The following is a 16,722-nucleotide window of genomic DNA, read 5'->3' as shown; positions in this document are numbered from 1 at the left end:
AAGCCTTTTGAAACGCGAGTATAGAGAAAATTATTGATCGCTTCTATTTTGCTGTGGATGCGTTATTGCAGCAGAAATAGGCGGTGGATCTTTGGGCAAAGAGCTGAGTCTCAGCACGTAATAACCGGCCACGGCTGACAGGAATGACCCGGCAAGAATCCCGATCCGGTCTGTTGCCAGATAGGCAATACCCAGATCTTCGAAAGCGAGAGAGCCGATAAACAGGCTCATGGTAAAGCCAATACCGCATAGAATGGACAGGCCGTAGAGCTGCATCCAGTTGGCTCCGGGGGGCATTTTGGCGACACCGGCCTTGATAGCGACATAACAGAAGGCGAATACGCCCAGCTGTTTACCGACAAACAGACCCATCATGATTCCCAGTGGAATGGGTGAAAGCAGTGACTGTAACTGAGGCCAGTTTAACTCGATGCCCGCATTGGCAAAGGCGAAAACCGGTAAAATGAAATAGTTTACCCTGCTGTGCAGTTTGTGTTGCAAAGCTTTTAGTGGTGAGCGACCCTTTCTGTCCCTGAGGTTTAACGGTATGGTGAACGCCAGCAGTACGCCTGCCAGAGTGGCATGAACACCGGATTTGAGCACGCATATCCACAGCAGTGCCCCCACAAACAAATAGGGGCCGGTTTTGGCGACGTTCATACGGTTCAGGATAACCAGAATCGCCAGAAAGATAGAACCAAGCACCATGGAAGCAATGGACATATCTGACGTGTAGAACAGGGCGATAATAACAATAGCGCCAAGGTCATCAAAAATAGCCAGAGCCAGCAGAAAGGTTTTCAGTGAAGTGGGTACCCGTTTTCCGAGCAACGCCAGAATTCCGACAGCAAAGGCAATATCGGTGGCGGCAGGAATTGCCCAGCCCTGCATGGCCAGTGGGTCGTTGTAATTAAAAAAGATATATACCAGAGCGGGCACGACCATACCGCCAATAGCTGCAATGCCGGGCAGTGCGATCTGTGCCGGAGTGCTCAGATCGCCCCTGAGGATTTCATATTTTACTTCCAGACCAATCAGCAGGAAGAAAACAGCCATCAGACCGTCATTGATCCATAGCAGCAGGGGTTTATTGATTTCCAGCAGGCCAACGCTGAAGTGAACCGGCATCTGAAGAAGCAGGTCGTAATATTCAGCCAGTGGCGAGTTTACGGCGATTTTTGCAAGAATTGCAGCAACAATAAGTAAAACGCCAACCGCGTAGTCTTGCCGTAAAAAGTGATGTAGCCGTCGTAAATGCATTGCGACTCCCGTTTCTGTTCCTTAAGTATGGCTCTGCTGTGTCAGAAAGACAGGCCATACCGAGAATGCATAAGGATAATTTTACAACAGCTTTTTGGTTAAACACTCGAGATGAGCTTTGGGCGCAGTAGCAGGGTTCTCCGAAAGACAAAGAGCAGAGCACTTAAGTCCATAACTGCCGTTGAAAGTGGCCAATCAAAAAGATGTCTACTGGGCGATTATAAGACCGGGAGTGCCTGACAGGAAGTAATTTGTTAGTAAAAATACTTATCAGTTTTGCGCATTCCATCCCGTCAGGTATCAAGGTTTATCAGTTAGAGAGTTGACCCTGCGTTACCCGGTCATGGCCGGACAGGTCCTGAACCGTCGAAATTTTGTCAAATCCGGCGTTGCCCATTAGCTGACGGATGGATTCAGCCTGGTGGTAACCGTGTTCAAGCAAGAGCCAGCCGCCATTGACCAATTTTGTCGTTGCCTGCTGAATAATGATGCGGATGTCGTCCAGACCGTCTGCACCCGACGCCAGAGCAGTTTCGGGTTCAAACCGTACATCGCCCTGACTAAGATGTTCGTCGTCACTGCAGATGTAAGGCGGATTACTGACAATCATATGAAAGTGGTCGCCTGGAAGACTCGCGCACCAACTGCCCTGAGAAAAAACAGCATTGGTAATGCGGTTCTTCAGTGCATTCCGTTCGGCCAGTGTGACTGCGTCTTCAAACTTATCAACGCCGGTTACAGCCCAGCGTTGTTTTTCACTAGCCAGTGCCAGAGCAATAGCACCGGTGCCTGTGCCCAGATCAGCCACTCTTGCGTTATCAGGTAGCGGTTTGGCGAGAGCCTGTTCAACCAGCAGTTCCGTATCAGGGCGTGGAATCAATGTCGCAGGAGACACAGACAATTTCAATGTCCAGAAATCACGCGCACCGGTTAAATAAGCAACAGGTGTCCCTTTTATCCGTTCAGTGACTAGCCGTCTGAAATCAGACAGCTGTTGTTCATTCAGTTCATATTCAGGCCAGGTAAACAGAAAACTGCGGTCTTTCCCAAGAACATGGCAGAGAAGGATTTCAACATCCAGACGGGCAGTCGCACTGTCTTTAAGTTGTTCTGTCGTCTGTTTTAATAAGTGATCAATCCGGTAATCACTCATTGGACAGGCCTGTTAACAGCTCTGCCTGATGCTCCTGCAACAGTGGTTCAACCACCGGATCAAGATCGCCTTCAATAATTTCAGACAGTTTGTACAGCGTCAGGTTGATGCGATGATCGGTCACTCGTCCCTGCGGATAGTTGTAAGTACGGATTCGCTCCGAACGGTCACCGCTGCCGACCAGACTCTTGCGGGCATCACTGATTTCCTTGGCCGCGGCTTCATCCTGTGCAGTTTGCAGTTTTGCAGACAGCAATGCCATCGCTTTGGCACGGTTCTTGTGCTGAGAGCGTTCGTCCTGACATTCCACCACCATACCGGTGGGCAGGTGAGTCAGACGAATGGCCGAATCGGTGGTATTAACGTGCTGACCACCGGCGCCGGAAGAGCGGAAGGTATCTACCCGCAAGTCTTCCTTTTTAATTTCGATGGCTTCCTGCTCGTCCGGTTCTGGCATAATAGCGACCGTACAGGCGGAAGTGTGGATGCGTCCCTGAGACTCTGTTTCCGGCACACGCTGAACCCGGTGGGCGCCGGATTCAAACTTCAGGCGACCATAAACGGCATTACCGACAAAGCGGGTAATGATTTCCCGATAACCGCCGTGTTCACCGTCGTTGGCACTGATAATTTCAATTTTCCAGCCCTGCTTTTCTGCGTAGCGGGAGTACATGCGGAACAGGTCGCCCGCAAAAATAGCGGCTTCATCGCCACCGGTGCCTGCTCGGATTTCCAGAAAGGTGTTGGATGCGTCCCGTGGATCTTTTGGTAAAAGCAGCAGTTGCAGGTTTTGCTCCAGCTCTGGGAGTTGAGCTTTGCCCTCCTGCAATTCTTCTTCTGCCATCTCGGCCATGTCCGGGTCGTCTTCCCCGATCATGGTCTGGGCTTCTTCCATATTGTCAATGACCTGACGGTATTCCTGATACGCTTGTACCACAGGCTCCAGTTCGGCGTACTCTTTGGACAGTTTGCGGAATTGGTCCTGATCGCCAATCACTCCCGGATCGCTCAACAGGGCGGCGATCTCTTCATAACGGTCCAGCAGGCTGTCGAGTTTGGTTGTCAGGTTACTGCTCAGGCTGACAAAGGTAGAGTCTTTCATCGTCTCGGTGTGTTCTCGGTCACTTCTGCATCCGACAGTGAACGGTCAGATGCTATGAAAAATTGAATGGGCGTAGTGTATCAGGAATTAGGGAGGGGCGAAGGTTTAAGCTCAGGCAGTCTGGTAGCCGGGGATATAATACCAATTCCATCTTCTAAACATGTATTGGTATAAGTCCCTTTGTGTCTGATTGTGCAACTCGTCATAAAAGCAGGTTGAGTGCGGGGAAGTGTTGAAAGTGATTTAAAGTGGGCAGTTTAACCAGTTCAATTCAGGTTGATGAATGATTTTTGTGTAAAAAAATAGTCGGAGGGGAATGGACCGTAGTTTTTTGAAAGCGCTGAAGTATCATTCGGAAGAAGTTAAATTCCCTTATCCATTATTTTCAGCCAAAAGCAAAAGAGGCGACCCAAATCGGGCCGCCAAGTCACACAGCATTAAAGTCGTGTATCAGAAACGGTAAGACACAGATGCGTACAGGTTGCCATCGCTCTTGTTCTTCAGTGTTGCGCCGTTAGCGCGGATTTTGGTGTCATGCCACAGGTGGCGATAACCGCCTTCCAGATCAAAGTTGCCCAAGGCATAAACGGCACCTACCTGGCCACCCATGGCGATGTTGCCTTTGTCTTTCTTGAAGCCGTTTTCGCCGCTTACCTTGAACTCGGTATTGTCATGACCAATAGTCAGACCAGCAAAAGGCTTCAGGGCGCCAGTGCCGAACAGGTAGTCGGCAGACAGCAGGAACTGTTCCTGAGTCATTTCAGTTTTTACGCCGTTTCGCTTGGCGTCGTCCTTACCAGTGTTGTAAGAACCGTAAACACGCATGTTGTCATTCAGGTAGGCACCGACGTGCAGGCCGTAACGAATAGGGTCATCAGCTTTTCTGAGGTTAGTGCCGGAAACAGACTGATCATTAAAACCGGCACCAATGCTACCGCCAACAAACCAGTCGGCAGCCATTACGTTAGCAGATACACCCAGTGCAGCAATCAGGGCAGCAGTTGTGAGCTTTTTCATATTGAACTCCTTGTGATTCAAAACAGAAGCGAAGACGTAAAGTCTTGGTTGGCGTGCTCCTGCTGTTTGAAGATGGGCCTATTGTCGTGATTGACAGGACTTTCTGACAGAACAGAAAATGTCTCAAAATTGCGACACTTTTTTATAAGTAGTTGATTTATAAGAATAAAATTTTTTATGAAAATAAATTAACAGCGCTTTTTTACCAATTCTGACACAGAGGTTTACACCTTCTATACCCGTCTGGCGCTAATCTTGACGATCTGAAGTACAGCCCTGTGGGTTATTCCATGAAGTATGCCTCTATTTCAGCGTTTGTAGCGGTGCACGAAACCGGTTCAATTTCAGCAGCTGCCCGACAGTTGCACCGATCCCGGTCACAAATCAGTGCCTGGATCTCCGATCTGGAAGTGGAATGGGGATTGGAACTGATAGATCGCACAACCTATAGACCTACGTTGACCGAAGACGGTAGGAAGTTGCTGCCCTACTGTCGTCTGGTTCTGAGTGATACGGTGAATCTTCACGATGCTATTGAGTCCCTGAAGCGAGCAGATAGCAGTCTTATTGTCGGGTTTGATTTCTTTTTGCCGGTTGCCTATCGCAAGGCTGTTGTTTCTTATTTCTGCCAATATTTTCCTGAGCATGAAATTACTATACGTCAGATGACCACGATCAGGCTGAATGAGTGTCTTGCCAATGCTGAAGTTCATCTGGGCGTGATCTCTGCTCCGAGAGTACAAAATGTACAAAATTTTTCTACCAGACAATTGGGTATGTGCCAGTTTGCTTTATGTTGTAGTGCGGAGCACCCTTTGGCTTCAATGCAGGAAATCACCGATACAGACCTTATGACTCATAAAGGCATTCTGATTGCCGGAATGCGAGAGTTTTTTGATGCCCGGGCTTATACCGAGGTGCCTGATTATGAAACCGGACTGTCGCTGGTTAGACAGGGCATTGGCTGGTGCCCTGCGCCAATGAACGATATCAGAGGAGAGGTTGAGTGTGGGCAGCTGGTGATTCTCAACTACAAGTCAGCCGTTGCCAGAGTGCCTGTGATCGCTTACTGGAGTAACAGCCATGCCCCAACCGGTGTTGGTCAGAAGCTGTTGAACAAGCTGTCTGAACTCTTCACTCCACTGGGGTATGACGCAGACTATTCTCGGACTAGACGTGGTAGCCGCCATCAACTGTAATAATCTGGCCCGTTGTATAGGACGATTTGCTGGAAGCAAGAAATATGGCTGCTTCAGCCACTTCCTCTGCCTGACCAAAACGAGGCAGGCAGAGGCCGGCTTTTACTGCTTCCTGCCATGCTTCATCAAAAACAGTCTCTTTAAGACGCAGGAAAATGCCGGTTTCAATCACCCCTATGGCGACACTGTTGGCACGAATGCCGTATTTTCCCTCTTCTTTGGCAATGGCCTTGATCATCACCTCAATGGCCGCTTTAGGCGCAACGGATAATACGTCTCTGGGTGGGTAACGGAACAAACCTGCAGAGCTGATGTGAACAATAGAACCCTGACTTTCCCTTAAATAAGGAATAGCAGCATGTGTCACGTTGAAGAACCCGTTAACATCCGATTGCAGAATGCTTTGCCACAATTCCGGCGTCACATTAGCAAGGTAGTCCTGAGGAATATCGTAGCCGATAGCCATAATCAGAGTATGAATCTGCTTGTACTGCTGACTGGTTTGTTCCAGAAGCTCTTTAATGCCCTGCTGGTCACTGACGTTTAACTGGATAGCCTGAGCTTCTCCGCCCAGCTCCGTAATTTCATTGACCAGCTCATTTGCACGGGTCTGGTTTTTGTTGTAAGTGAAGACGACAGGGACATTGCTTTCGACCAGCTTCAGGCAAATCGCCCGGCCTGCACCACCACTGCCGCCTATCACCAGTGCGGCACCATCGGGAAAGTCTTTTCTTTTCATGTTCTTGCATCGTCTGAATGTCTGTTTGATAAACAACCATTGCTTTTGCCGGAGCTGCTGACATCGGTCAGTCAGACTATTTTTTCAGGTTGGACATTTTGCGGCAGTAGCAGTCTAATAGCCATGACGGAGCGAAAGTAACCGTTTTATAATAATTACTAAGAAAAGAGCTTATGAAGGAACACTTATCAGCATGGCTGTTGGCTGTCGTAGTCACCTTTGTTGTTGGCAGTATTGCTCAGAGCCAGTTTGTTTTGGCTGGCCTGGAACAGATCGGCGTCGCAATTTCTTATTCCTCGCGTTTTTACACAACTCTTAACGATCTGGTCGGCCTGTTACCGGGTTACGGTACTGTTATTGCCATTGGCTTTCTTCCGGCCTTTGGTTTTGCAGGCTGGATCAGGAAAAAGTTGCAGACCGGTTTGTGGGTATTTCCCCTGGCAGGTTTTGTCACCATACTCACCATTTTTGCGGCAATGTATCCGATTTTTGAGGTCACTCTGGTGGCAGGGGCGCGCAGTACTGCAGGGCTGGTTTGCCAGTGCCTTTCAGGCGCCCTTGGGGGCGTAGTGTTTACCACGGTGAACAGGCGAATTAAGGGAGAGGTGTGATCATGGGAAAATTACCGTTCAAGTGGATTGTTCTTTATATCATGACATTGATCTACCTGGTGATGATGGCGGCCACTGTCAGATCCAGCCCGGTGCCTTCTGGCTCATCGTACACTTTGTCAACACTGGTCAGCGAGCTTGAGTCACCCTGGTCCATGGCTTTCCTGCCAGATCAGAGCCTGCTGGTAACGGAGCGCAGTGGCCAGTTACGACGGATAAGCGATGGCAAGGTATCAGAGCCTGTTGAAGGTGTACCGGAAGTGTTCTTCAGGGGACAGGGAGGGTTGCTGGATATCAAGCTTCACCCTGATTATGAAAAGAATGGCTGGCTGTATCTCAGTTATGCCCATGGAAATCGTGATGCCAACGCTTTGCGTCTGATGCGGGCAAAACTGCAGGGATTAAAGCTGGTTGAACAACAGGTGTTGTTTACTGTCACACCGGCCAAGAATACGCCGGTTCACTACGGTGGGCGCATTCTCTTTTTGCCTGACCAGACGCTGTTGCTGTCAACGGGTGATGGCTATAACTTCCGTGAAAGTTCCCAGAAAAAAAATAGCCTGATCGGTAAAATTGTACGGCTGAACGATGATGGTTCAATTCCTGAAGATAATCCGTTTGTGGGTGAAAAGGGCACGCATTCTGCTATCTGGTCACTGGGGCACAGAAATCCTCAGGGGCTGTTTTATGACAGTAGAAGAAAACAGGTGATTTCCCATGAGCATGGCCCCAAGGGAGGGGATGAAATCAATATTATTGAACCCGGTAAAAACTATGGTTGGCCGGTGATTACCTATGGCAGGGATTATACCGGTGCCACTATTACACCGTATAAAGAATATCCGGGTATGGAGCAGCCTTTTGTGGACTGGACACCGTCCATTGCACCTTCATCACTTGTCGTCTATTACGGGGCAATGTTTCCCGAGCTGAAAGGTGATTTGCTGGCAACCACATTGGTGTCCAGAGAAGTTCGGCGGGTCAGAATGGACGGTAATAATGTGTCAGGACAGGAATCTTTGATATCCACTCCCGAGCAGCGGTTGCGCCATATTGAAGTGGATCGAAAAGGAGCCATTTATTTGCTGACGGATCAGGGTGATCTCTTGAAAGTAACGAAACAGCAGTCACCAGAGAAGTAATACCAAGGCCGCCTTCTAAATATGACCATGAGCAAGTCATTCTGAATTGCAGGACAAGGCGGAACGACGAGTAATAGCGAGCTATTGCGAGGAGTTCCAACGCAGCTCCCGCGGTTCAGAATGGCTGCGCAATTCATGTTTAGAAGGCGGTATTGGTATAAGGACGGGAAGCTTTTGCTTCCCGTCTGACGTCTGTAAAGTCAGCTGTATTCAACCACTTCACGGGTTTTTCTTTCCTCAGGTTCTTGCTCATCAGTCACTGTTTTAACCCTTTCTGTGGCAGCCTGTTCAGTGGCTTCAGGTGGCTCAGCTGCTTCAGCAGCGCGCATCAGTTCCCGTTTCAGGTAAAAGCCTGCCAGACACAGCATAACGCCAGTGACTGAAGCGATCAGAGCCAGCGAACCGAACCAGATAAGAGCAACAATACCCACCATCTGCCGGTCAACGTCGGTGGGCGATTCTTTGCCAAAAGCGTACATAGCCAGTCGATACACCTGATTTTGATTAATCATATGATTAATTTCAGCCTGAACGTTACGCTGATCATTCTGTAGAAGAAATACGGCGTCCTCCAGTTCGTTGACCTGACCGCTGATGGCGTCGAGTTCAGCTTGCTTGCCTTCCGTGTATTGAGCCAGTTCTCCTTCCTGGTTCAGCTTGATGGACAAAAAGCTGGCACGGCTGCGATCGGCATTCGCCAGAACATCGCTTTGCAGTCGGGCATTAGCATCGTCCTGATCGATGATGGATTGCTTCTTGTCTTCTATACGCTGGTTAATCTCACTGATTCGGCCTTCATATTTACTATTGGCAAAGGACAGTTGCTGCTTCAGCTGTTCTTCCATGGTCGCCTGTTTGGTCAGGGCATCTCCGCCTAGATAGCCGGTAGTGATCTGGTCTATCTGCTGGTTTTTAGCGGCAATCAGGCGACGGTATTTGTTATCAATGGTTGTGCGGGTGAAAAAGTTGGCAGCGACCAGTGCCTGATTCATTTCCTGTTTCAGGGCTTCCAGCTCCTGCAGCAGTCGCTGGCGTTCATTGCGGCTGTCAGACAGGTTGCCCAGTAACAGTTCGGAAAAGCGATCTTCAATCTGCTGTCGTTCGGTATTCCAGTTGTTGTAATAACTGTCACGACGCTCCATCAGACCCAGAACTTCTGCATCCAGTGTTTCCTGATAGTCGTAATCAATGCCGCTGATGACGGCTTCTGTTTCAGAATTAATGCGGTTAACGCTGGTGCGGTACTGCTCATCAATGTCAAGCTGTAATGCTTCGGTTTCCCTGGCCAGATCGTCAGCTGTAAACACTTGCAAACGATCCGCACGGCGGTTGAGCAGCTCAATCTCTGCATCAATGTTTTCAATGTTGTTTTTGCGGGTATCAATGGCGTAATTAAGGTTGGAGAAGTTACGCTCAAAACCGTTCAGCATGGTCTCGAAGGTGATCAGGCAGAGAAAGGCGACAAAAAACAGGAACAGACCGCGCCAGAATACGTTTTTCACGGCCATGAAGGCAAACGTCAGTGGTATTTTACAAAGCTCGACAACAGCAACCAGCAGAAAGGGTAAACCGGCAACGAGAATGGGCGCGCTGCTGCCGAACAGATGGGTGGTTTCCTGACTGTTAAGAGATTCACTAGCTGAAGTTGATACCACGATAGCAATGGTCAGGCCGATCAGAACGGCAATGATTTCCACTGTCCATGCCAGACCGATTAAAAAGTTGGCGTATCGACCTTTGTACTTATCTGAAAATGTCATTACAGCGGCATCCTTGTTGTCATTGTTTTGTTTTTGCAAGTGCTGTTTGAGTGGTTAGGGTTGGATCAAGGCCTAAATAACGGGCCATCAGATGAAAAATATCGGGCTGGGTTATCATGGCAGGAATCTGGCCAGCCCCGGCGGCGTTGGCAAACAGGGGAACATTGACGCCTGAGTGTTCTTCGGCAAACAGCGTATTCGTTGCGTAGTTGATGGCCATAATGCCCCCTTCAGGCGTGGTCAGGCGTACCATGAACCCTGGCGTTTTGTTGGGCAGATCATATTCATCAAACAGACTGGTGTCGGGTATGATCTGCGCAGCCTGCCCATGATCTGCAGTCACCAGAATCAGGGTTTCCGGGTGGCTTTCTGCAAACAACAAAGCCTCATCAAGCGCTTCCAGCAATTGTTGTAACTCACTGATCTGACCACAGGCACGACGTTGATGAGCGGCTTTGTCGATGGATGCAGATTCCACCATCAGAAAAAAGCCTCTGGGGTTATCCTGTGACGGGTGTTTGATGGCAGCTCGGGTCATTTTCTGTAGTGAGGGGGTGTTTTTGTCGTCAGGGTTTTGGCTGCAACTCATTACGTCGGGCAGGGCGACTGAGCCAAGAAATCGGTGCAGGCGGTTTAACAGGCTGGGGTCGGGTTTGGATGCGTCACCGTTGTTACTGTAAACCATTCTTTCTGGCAGATTGTAATCAGCAAACAGACCCAGTACTTTGCTGTTGTCTGGCAGGTTGTCCAGAGCGTCAGGCTCAGTTACCACATGAAATCCATGTTTTTGAGCCTGATTCAGTATGGTGTTCGTGCCTTCTTCATTGAGCTTGTTAAAATGCTGTTTGCCTCCCCCAAGCAGGATGTTGGCATCGGAGGCAGCCAGTTGTTCGGAAATGGAACCCAACCCGCCACTGACTTTTCGATGTTGTGCGCAGTCAACAGGTTTTCGATTGTAGATGAGAGCATCCTTCATCATGTCCGGCGCTTCACAGTCCCTCTGATTGACTTTGGCAATAAACGACGCAGGAGTAGCATCCGTCAGGCTGGCGGTGGTAACAATGCCTGCCTTCAGACCAGATTGTCTGGCCAGTTCGACAATAGATGTCAGAGGCAGGCTGGTCATAGGCGCTGGTGCCTACTCTGCCACGACTGGTTATAACGCCGGTTGCCATAGAGGTTGCACTGTTGGCCGAGTCGGCGACATAAATGGGTTTTTCAGGGTCGGATGTGCTGACCGTCAATACTTGAACACTGCTTCTAACAGGTAGGTGATCGAGGGTAATTCGTCCATGGGCTCCTGCCAGATAGTTTCTGGCAATTGTAATCTGCTGGTCATCCATGCCATCACCAATGATCAGGATAACATTATGGGGGGATTGGAAAGTTTGGTTAGCCTGTAAACAGAATACTGTGAGCAGCAATCCAATACTCAGCAGTAAGGGTTTAAGCAGCAGGAACATGGTTCTTATTGTTGTTATGGTCTTTTGGTCTTTGATATTAGACAGACTTTGTCGTTCATGTAAAGGCGAAACTGTAAGGCTTTCGCTTTAAACGGCTTGCCTTACCCCTCAACCCTTGTTTTATTGAGGGTTCTGAGGGATAAAGCCAGTTAGCTCTATACAGAATGATCCGGACCAAAGATTTCATAATGGATATGACTTTCCGGAATACCCCAGCTTTTCAGTGTGCTGTTGATCATGGACAGATAACCTGCTGGTCCACAAAAGTAATAGTGGGCACCGGGAAGTTGAATGTCCTGACGGATGCTGTCCATATCCAGTGATCCGGTAAAATCATGCCCGGAGCAATGCTGGGTGGGTGCGTCGTAGAACAGGAACTGTTTGATATTGTTATGCTGACTTGAAAGTGCTCTGGTGTGTTTGCCGAAGGCGTGAACCTGGCTGTTTATGGCATTGTGTACGTATCGAATAGGGCGGTCTGATTTGTTGATGGTCAGGGTGTTTAACATGCTTAATACCGGTGTTTGCCCTACGCCGCCACTGAGGAGTACAACGGGGGTAGTTTCTTCCGGATCAAGAAAAAAATCACCTACGGGCGGACTCAGTTGAACAATGTCGTCAACATTCAGGGAGTCATGTAAGTAATGTGAGATGAGGCCTTTTGATGCTTCACTGCCTTCGCGTTTCACTGAAATCCGGTAATGCTTTCCGTTCGGTGCGTCTGAAAGGCTGTATTGGCGGATACAGTGAAAGTCGTAGTCATCGGGTCGGATATAAATGCTGATGTATTGACCCGGATAAAAATGAGCAACAGGTTTGCCGTCGACGGGCTCAAGGTAGAATGACGTAATCAGGTCACTTTCTTTTTCCTTTCTTCTGATGCGAAACGGGCGGGTGCCGCGCCATCCACCTTCGGCATTCTCTTTTTCATGGTAAATGGTTTTCTCTACATCGATGAAAAGGCTGGCAAGATAATTGTACGCTTCTGACCAGGCATCAAGGATCCGGGAACTGGCTTTATCGCCCAATACATGAGCCATGGCTTTAATCAGGTGTCTGCCAACAATGCCGTAATGCTCTGGCAGAATGTTAAAGCTGACATGCTTGTAGGCTATTCGCTGAACAGTGGACGTTAAAGCGTCAAGGTTATCGATGTTGGCAGCGTAGGCATAAATAGCTCCTGTCAGAGCTGCCTGTTGGCGCCCGCTGCGCTGGTTAGCCGCGTTGAAAACGTTAAGCAGCTCCGGATTTTCACTCAGCATATCTTTGTAGAAATACTCAACGATGGCGACGCCGTGCTCCTCCAGCACCGGAACAGTGGCTTTTACCGTTTGAACAGTCTCAGCGCTCAGGTTCATGATATTTACTCCTGTCTCGTTTTTTACTTCAAAGATTCATTTGAAATGAATCAATTGTAGTTATAGTTTTCATGAATGCTTGAAAAATTGGGGCGAGACATTAATGAAACTGACGAAGCAGACGGATTACGCTTTAAGAGTGCTTATCTATTCGGCTCTTCAACCACCGGATCGATTGATTTCAGTGCAGGAAGTGACCGATGTTTACCGACTATCCCGCAGTCATGTCATGAAAATCGTTCAAAAGCTGGGGCAGGAAGGTTACCTGAAAACGATTCGGGGTAACGGGGGCGGATTTAGCCTTAACCAGCCTGCAGATCGCATTAATCTGGCTGATGTGGTGAGTGTTATGGAGTCCACACTGGAGCTGGTGGATTGTCAGGCGCTGGAGTGTTGTCTGGCGCCCGAGTGTCGGCTGCGGGGCGTTCTGGCTGATGCGCTGGCTGCATTTATACAGGTTCTGAATGGTTATACACTGGCCGATTTGTGTCATAACCGGGGAGAGTTGTTGAAGCTATTACCTATGAGTCACAGGGGTTAGTCGTTGTCATTGACGCCGAGCAGTTCCTCGGCCCACTCAAGACGATCCTGCAGACCTTCTGATGCTACTTTTTTTAGCTGGACACTGGGTGTGTGCATCAGTTTGTTGGTCAGGGTTCTGGCAAACTGCGTCAGTACTTGCTCTGCGGGTGTGCCGTTTCCCAGCATGACAATGGCTCTTTCCAGTTCTATGTCTCTGATGTTTTCCGTTTGCAGACGGTAGGCGCGCAACAACGAGACGGCGTCCAGCGACCGCAGTTGTGCCATAAACTCGTCGGCGCCGGTTTCCACAATATGTTCTGCTTCGTAAGCGGCTTCCTGACGCTGCTGCATGTTGTCTTCGATCACATCCTGCAAGTCGTCCACGGTATACAGGTAAATATCTGCCAGCTCGCCGACTTCCTGCTCAATGTCTCTGGGAACGGCGATATCGACCATGAACATAGGGCGGTGTTTGCGCTGTTTCAGGGCGCGTTCAACCACACCTTTGCCGAGAACCGGAACCGGGCTGGCGGTGGAAGAAATCACAATATCGGCCTGAGGCAAAACATGGGGAATGTCCGACAACAGCGCACTGCGTCCGCCAAACTGATCCGACAGCATGCGGGCTCGGCTCATGGTTCGATTAACCACAAGAATGTCGCGAACGCCTTGCTGATGAAGATGTTTGGCGACCAGCTCAATGGTTTCTCCGGCACCAATCAACAGGGCGGTATTCTGGCTCAGATCCGAGAAAATCTGTTTAGCCAGTGTGGTGGCGGCATAAGCAACAGAAACCGGCTGACGGCCAATGGCGGTTTCGGTTCTAACCTGCTTTGCTTTGGTAAAACTGAACTGGAACAGTCGGGACAGATAAGAACCGGCAGTGCCTGCTTCCTGTGCCGTGGCAAAAGCACTTTTCAGTTGTCCGAGAATTTGCGGTTCACCCAGTACCATGGAGTCCAGTCCGCAGGCTACCCGCATAATATGGCGTACTGCTAATTCGTTTTTGTAAATGTAGCTGTGATCCTGAAGCAACTGGTGGTCAAGGTTGTGGTATTGGGTGAGCCAGTCAAGGGCGAGCTGCTGGTTAACCTGGCTGCCCAGATAAAGTTCGGTGCGGTTGCAGGTGGAGAGGATGGCCACTTCCCTGGTGTTCAGAAAGCGACAGGCATCGTGCAGTGCTTCAGGCAGTTGCTCCGGGGCGAAGGCAACCTGCTCCCTGAGTGAGACGGGGGCGGTTTTATGGTTGATTCCGGCTGTTAGGTACCCCATTGGACTCCTGATTCTCGACATGCTGCTTTTATCGATACTGCTATTATTCATCGCTGTCGGGACGAATGATGACCATCCTGCACAATATGAAGGTTCTGGTTAAGACAACCTGATGGTTGTTGTTATAGCTGTTGTCATAACCCTTTTGATAACGCTTGTTATAAATCACACCTTCAATGTGTAACGTATGGCCTTTCGGCCGATCAATTCTCCTATGGAACGCCTGCAACTGCAAACTCTGTGTCTAAGTACTTCGGGGTGTGTCATGATGAGCGGGTGGACATTCATTCCAATTGGGTAAAGGCATACCATTCATGAAGGAACTCAAAAGTTTCTCCTTATTGCTGGCCAGAGTGTCGGTGTTCTCTCTGGGCCTGGCTGCTCTGGGGGGGTGTGTTGCCACACAGGGAATTCAGTCAGAACAGGGTGCCGGAGCGCCGGTGACTGACAATATCACCATTGAAGTCGAGCAGGAGCCGGTACGCTCATTCGAACCTGAAACCGTTTATGATCTGCTGGTTGCCGAACTGGGCGGGCAGCGCAAACGCTACGATCTGGCTCTGGGTAATTATCTGAAACAGGCGCACAAAACCCGCGACATCGGTGTGGCTGAACGAGCCTACCAGATCAGTATGTTTATTGGTGCCCGGCAGGCTTCTTTAGATGCTGCCCTGTTATGGGCAGAGTTGGCACCGGATGACGCCAGAGCTCTGCAGGCCAGTGCCATAGAACTGGTCAGGGACGGACAACTGGATCGCGCTGTTGACCAGATGCGAAAAGCGCTGGATTTACAGGGTGAAGCCAATTTTGATTTTCTGGCGTCCAGTGCAGCAGAGCTGTCGGAAGAAGACCGCGACCGGCTGTTACAAACTTTCGATGTCATATTGAAAGAGTACCCCGATCATCGTTCGCTGAAGTTAGGAAAAGCTATTTTGTTGCAGCAGGCAGGTCGTAACGAAGAAGCCATGCAACTGGCGGATCAGTTACTTCAGCGTGATCCTGAGTATGTGAAAGCGCTGATACTGAAAGGGCGCATTCTCAATAAACTGGGTCGGGGCGATGAAGCCGAGAAGATGCTGGCGGACGCTGTTGATAAACATCCGGACCGTCCTCGCCTTAGATTGCTCTATGCGCGTGTTCTGGTTCACCTGAACAAGCTGGATGAAGCCCGGGTACAATTTGAAGAATTGCTGAAGCAGTCGCCACACGATGTTGAAATCCTCATGTCCCTCGCGTTGATTGCTCTTGAAAACGATATGCTGGACCGGGCAGAAACGTACTTTAACCGGTTGCTGAAACTGGGGCAGCGCAAAGGGACTGCCAGCTACTACCTTGGTCGTATCAGTGAGAAAAAAGGGCATTTGAAGGAAGCCGAAGCGTACTTCCGCAATGTGCCTCCGGGTAAGGAATTTATGCGTGCCCAGGTGGCGCTGGTGCAGTTGATGTTATCCCGTGGGCGTTTGAAAGAAGCCAGAAAACATCTGGATGAAGCTCGTAATCGTTATCCGGTTCATGCCGTGCAACTGTATATGCTGGAAACGGAAATACTGGTTGGGGAAGCGAAATACAATGAAGCTCTGGACGTGTTTGATGCGGCAGTGTTGCGTCACCCGGAGAGTATCAACCTGCTTTATGCCCGGGCCATGGTGCAGGAAAAGCTGGGTAAACTGGATGCTCTGGAAAAAGACTTGCGTGCCATTATCAAGCTTCAGCCTGAAAATGCGGCAGCACTGAATGCCCTGGGTTATACGCTGGCCGATCGAACCGACCGTCACAAAGAGGCCTTGGAACTGATTGAAAAGGCGTATGCACTGGATAACGAAGACCCTGCCATTATGGACAGCATGGGCTGGATTCAGTACCGGCTGGGTAACCTTGAAGGTGCTTTGAAATATCTGCAACAGGCTTATGAGCGATTTCCTGATCACGAAGTGGCCGCGCACCTTGGGGAAGTGTTGTGGATGATGGGGCGTAAAGAGGAAGCCATTGCTCTGTGGGACAAGGCACTGAAGCAAAAGCCTGAGAGCGAGATTCTCAGGACAACCAGGGAAAGGCTGGAAAAGCAGGCAAAATCGCAAGGGAACGGTAAAGCTGCTTCTGCTCCGGTGGTTTCCAAGCCATGAC

The 16,722-nt window shown here is 49.6% G+C and carries 14 protein-coding genes and 1 pseudogene; 5 read left to right on the top strand and 10 right to left on the bottom strand.

Annotated features, from left to right (window positions below; translation table 11 throughout):
- Positions 1-30: 30 nt before the first annotated feature.
- The 4 genes from nhaA to EZMO1_RS19560 form a co-directional block, all read right to left on the bottom strand.
- Positions 31-1,260, bottom strand: coding sequence for a Na+/H+ antiporter NhaA (gene nhaA / locus EZMO1_RS19575; protein ID WP_051789954.1), 1,230 nt, complete (start codon positions 1,258-1,260; stop codon positions 31-33).
- 310 nt (positions 1,261-1,570) lie between these two features.
- The gene (gene prmC, locus EZMO1_RS19570) at positions 1,571-2,413 is read right to left on the bottom strand and encodes a peptide chain release factor N(5)-glutamine methyltransferase (protein WP_034876102.1); all 843 of its coding nucleotides are present in this window, start codon (positions 2,411-2,413) and stop codon (positions 1,571-1,573) included.
- The gene (gene prfA, locus EZMO1_RS19565; RefSeq protein ID WP_051790158.1) at positions 2,406-3,491 is read right to left on the bottom strand and encodes a peptide chain release factor 1; all 1,086 of its coding nucleotides are present in this window, start codon (positions 3,489-3,491) and stop codon (positions 2,406-2,408) included. The genes prmC and prfA overlap by 8 nt, the downstream gene beginning before the upstream one ends.
- A gap of 474 nt (positions 3,492-3,965) precedes the next feature.
- Positions 3,966-4,532, bottom strand: a complete 567-nt coding sequence (locus EZMO1_RS19560; RefSeq protein ID WP_034876106.1) for a porin family protein — start codon at positions 4,530-4,532, stop codon at positions 3,966-3,968.
- A gap of 290 nt (positions 4,533-4,822) precedes the next feature.
- Here EZMO1_RS19560 and EZMO1_RS19555 point away from each other — a divergent pair, with 290 nt between their 5' ends.
- Positions 4,823-5,731, top strand: a complete 909-nt coding sequence (locus EZMO1_RS19555; protein ID WP_034876108.1) for a LysR family transcriptional regulator — start codon at positions 4,823-4,825, stop codon at positions 5,729-5,731.
- Here EZMO1_RS19555 and EZMO1_RS19550 read toward each other — a convergent pair.
- Complete coding sequence (locus tag EZMO1_RS19550) at positions 5,703-6,470, bottom strand: SDR family NAD(P)-dependent oxidoreductase (protein ID WP_034876109.1); 768 nt, start codon at positions 6,468-6,470, stop codon at positions 5,703-5,705. The genes EZMO1_RS19555 and EZMO1_RS19550 overlap by 29 nt on opposite strands.
- 173 nt (positions 6,471-6,643) lie before the next feature.
- Here EZMO1_RS19550 and EZMO1_RS19545 point away from each other — a divergent pair, with 173 nt between their 5' ends.
- Entirely contained in the window at positions 6,644-7,081 is a 438-nt protein-coding gene (locus EZMO1_RS19545) for a hypothetical protein (RefSeq protein ID WP_051789956.1), read from the top strand.
- A gap of 2 nt (positions 7,082-7,083) precedes the next feature.
- Positions 7,084-8,223, top strand: a complete 1,140-nt coding sequence (locus tag EZMO1_RS19540; RefSeq protein WP_201772195.1) for a PQQ-dependent sugar dehydrogenase — start codon at positions 7,084-7,086, stop codon at positions 8,221-8,223.
- Between the two features lie 200 nt (positions 8,224-8,423).
- Here the strand turns inward: EZMO1_RS19540 and EZMO1_RS19535 are convergent, their stop codons facing one another.
- The 4 genes and pseudogenes from EZMO1_RS19535 to hmpA form a co-directional block, all read right to left on the bottom strand.
- Positions 8,424-9,983 carry a coiled-coil domain-containing protein gene (locus EZMO1_RS19535; protein ID WP_145912679.1) on the bottom strand — a complete coding sequence of 520 codons (1,560 nt, stop codon included), beginning with the start codon at positions 9,981-9,983 and terminating at the stop codon, positions 8,424-8,426.
- A gap of 19 nt (positions 9,984-10,002) precedes the next feature.
- On the bottom strand, positions 10,003-11,109 hold the full coding sequence (locus EZMO1_RS19530) for an alkaline phosphatase (RefSeq protein WP_051789959.1): 1,107 nt from the start codon (positions 11,107-11,109) through the stop codon (positions 10,003-10,005).
- 49 nt (positions 11,110-11,158) lie between these two features.
- Positions 11,159-11,326, bottom strand: a pseudogene (locus EZMO1_RS28285) (hypothetical protein); the annotation flags it as partial.
- 275 nt (positions 11,327-11,601) lie between these two features.
- Positions 11,602-12,804 (bottom strand): NO-inducible flavohemoprotein, encoded by a 1,203-nt coding sequence (hmpA, locus tag EZMO1_RS19525; protein WP_034876111.1) that lies wholly within the window; start codon positions 12,802-12,804, stop codon positions 11,602-11,604.
- A gap of 103 nt (positions 12,805-12,907) precedes the next feature.
- Between hmpA and EZMO1_RS19520 the strand changes: the two genes are divergently transcribed.
- Positions 12,908-13,345 (top strand): Rrf2 family transcriptional regulator, encoded by a 438-nt coding sequence (locus EZMO1_RS19520; RefSeq protein ID WP_034876113.1) that lies wholly within the window; start codon positions 12,908-12,910, stop codon positions 13,343-13,345.
- Here EZMO1_RS19520 and hemA read toward each other — a convergent pair.
- Positions 13,342-14,598: a glutamyl-tRNA reductase gene (hemA, locus tag EZMO1_RS19515; protein WP_034876115.1), complete on the bottom strand. Its 1,257-nt coding sequence runs from the start codon at positions 14,596-14,598 to the stop codon at positions 13,342-13,344. The genes EZMO1_RS19520 and hemA overlap by 4 nt on opposite strands.
- Before the next feature lie 314 nt (positions 14,599-14,912).
- Here hemA and EZMO1_RS19505 point away from each other — a divergent pair, with 314 nt between their 5' ends.
- Entirely contained in the window at positions 14,913-16,721 is a 1,809-nt protein-coding gene (locus tag EZMO1_RS19505) for a tetratricopeptide repeat protein (RefSeq protein ID WP_051789961.1), read from the top strand.
- Position 16,722 lies beyond the last annotated feature (1 nt).

The organism is Endozoicomonas montiporae CL-33, assembly GCF_001583435.1.
Taxonomy (GTDB): Bacteria; Pseudomonadota; Gammaproteobacteria; order Pseudomonadales; family Endozoicomonadaceae; genus Endozoicomonas_A; species Endozoicomonas_A montiporae.
This window is presented reverse-complemented; position numbering and strand designations above follow the sequence as displayed.

Bases quoted from the DNA above. Each gene is read 5' to 3' on its own strand.
- nhaA (WP_051789954.1), bottom strand. From the start codon at position 1,260: ATGCATTTACGACGGCTACATCACTTTTTACGGCAAGACTACGCGGTT.
- prmC (WP_034876102.1), bottom strand. From the start codon at position 2,413: ATGAGTGATTACCGGATTGATCACTTATTAAAACAGACGACAGAACAA.
- EZMO1_RS19560 (WP_034876106.1), bottom strand. From the start codon at position 4,532: ATGAAAAAGCTCACAACTGCTGCCCTGATTGCTGCACTGGGTGTATCT.
- EZMO1_RS19555 (WP_034876108.1), top strand. From the start codon at position 4,823: ATGAAGTATGCCTCTATTTCAGCGTTTGTAGCGGTGCACGAAACCGGT.
- EZMO1_RS19550 (WP_034876109.1), bottom strand. From the start codon at position 6,470: ATGAAAAGAAAAGACTTTCCCGATGGTGCCGCACTGGTGATAGGCGGC.
- EZMO1_RS19545 (WP_051789956.1), top strand. From the start codon at position 6,644: ATGAAGGAACACTTATCAGCATGGCTGTTGGCTGTCGTAGTCACCTTT.
- EZMO1_RS19540 (WP_201772195.1), top strand. From the start codon at position 7,084: ATGGGAAAATTACCGTTCAAGTGGATTGTTCTTTATATCATGACATTG.
- EZMO1_RS19535 (WP_145912679.1), bottom strand. From the start codon at position 9,983: ATGACATTTTCAGATAAGTACAAAGGTCGATACGCCAACTTTTTAATC.
- EZMO1_RS19530 (WP_051789959.1), bottom strand. From the start codon at position 11,109: ATGACCAGCCTGCCTCTGACATCTATTGTCGAACTGGCCAGACAATCT.
- hmpA (WP_034876111.1), bottom strand. From the start codon at position 12,804: ATGAACCTGAGCGCTGAGACTGTTCAAACGGTAAAAGCCACTGTTCCG.
- EZMO1_RS19520 (WP_034876113.1), top strand. From the start codon at position 12,908: ATGAAACTGACGAAGCAGACGGATTACGCTTTAAGAGTGCTTATCTAT.
- hemA (WP_034876115.1), bottom strand. From the start codon at position 14,598: ATGGGGTACCTAACAGCCGGAATCAACCATAAAACCGCCCCCGTCTCA.
- EZMO1_RS19505 (WP_051789961.1), top strand. From the start codon at position 14,913: ATGAAGGAACTCAAAAGTTTCTCCTTATTGCTGGCCAGAGTGTCGGTG.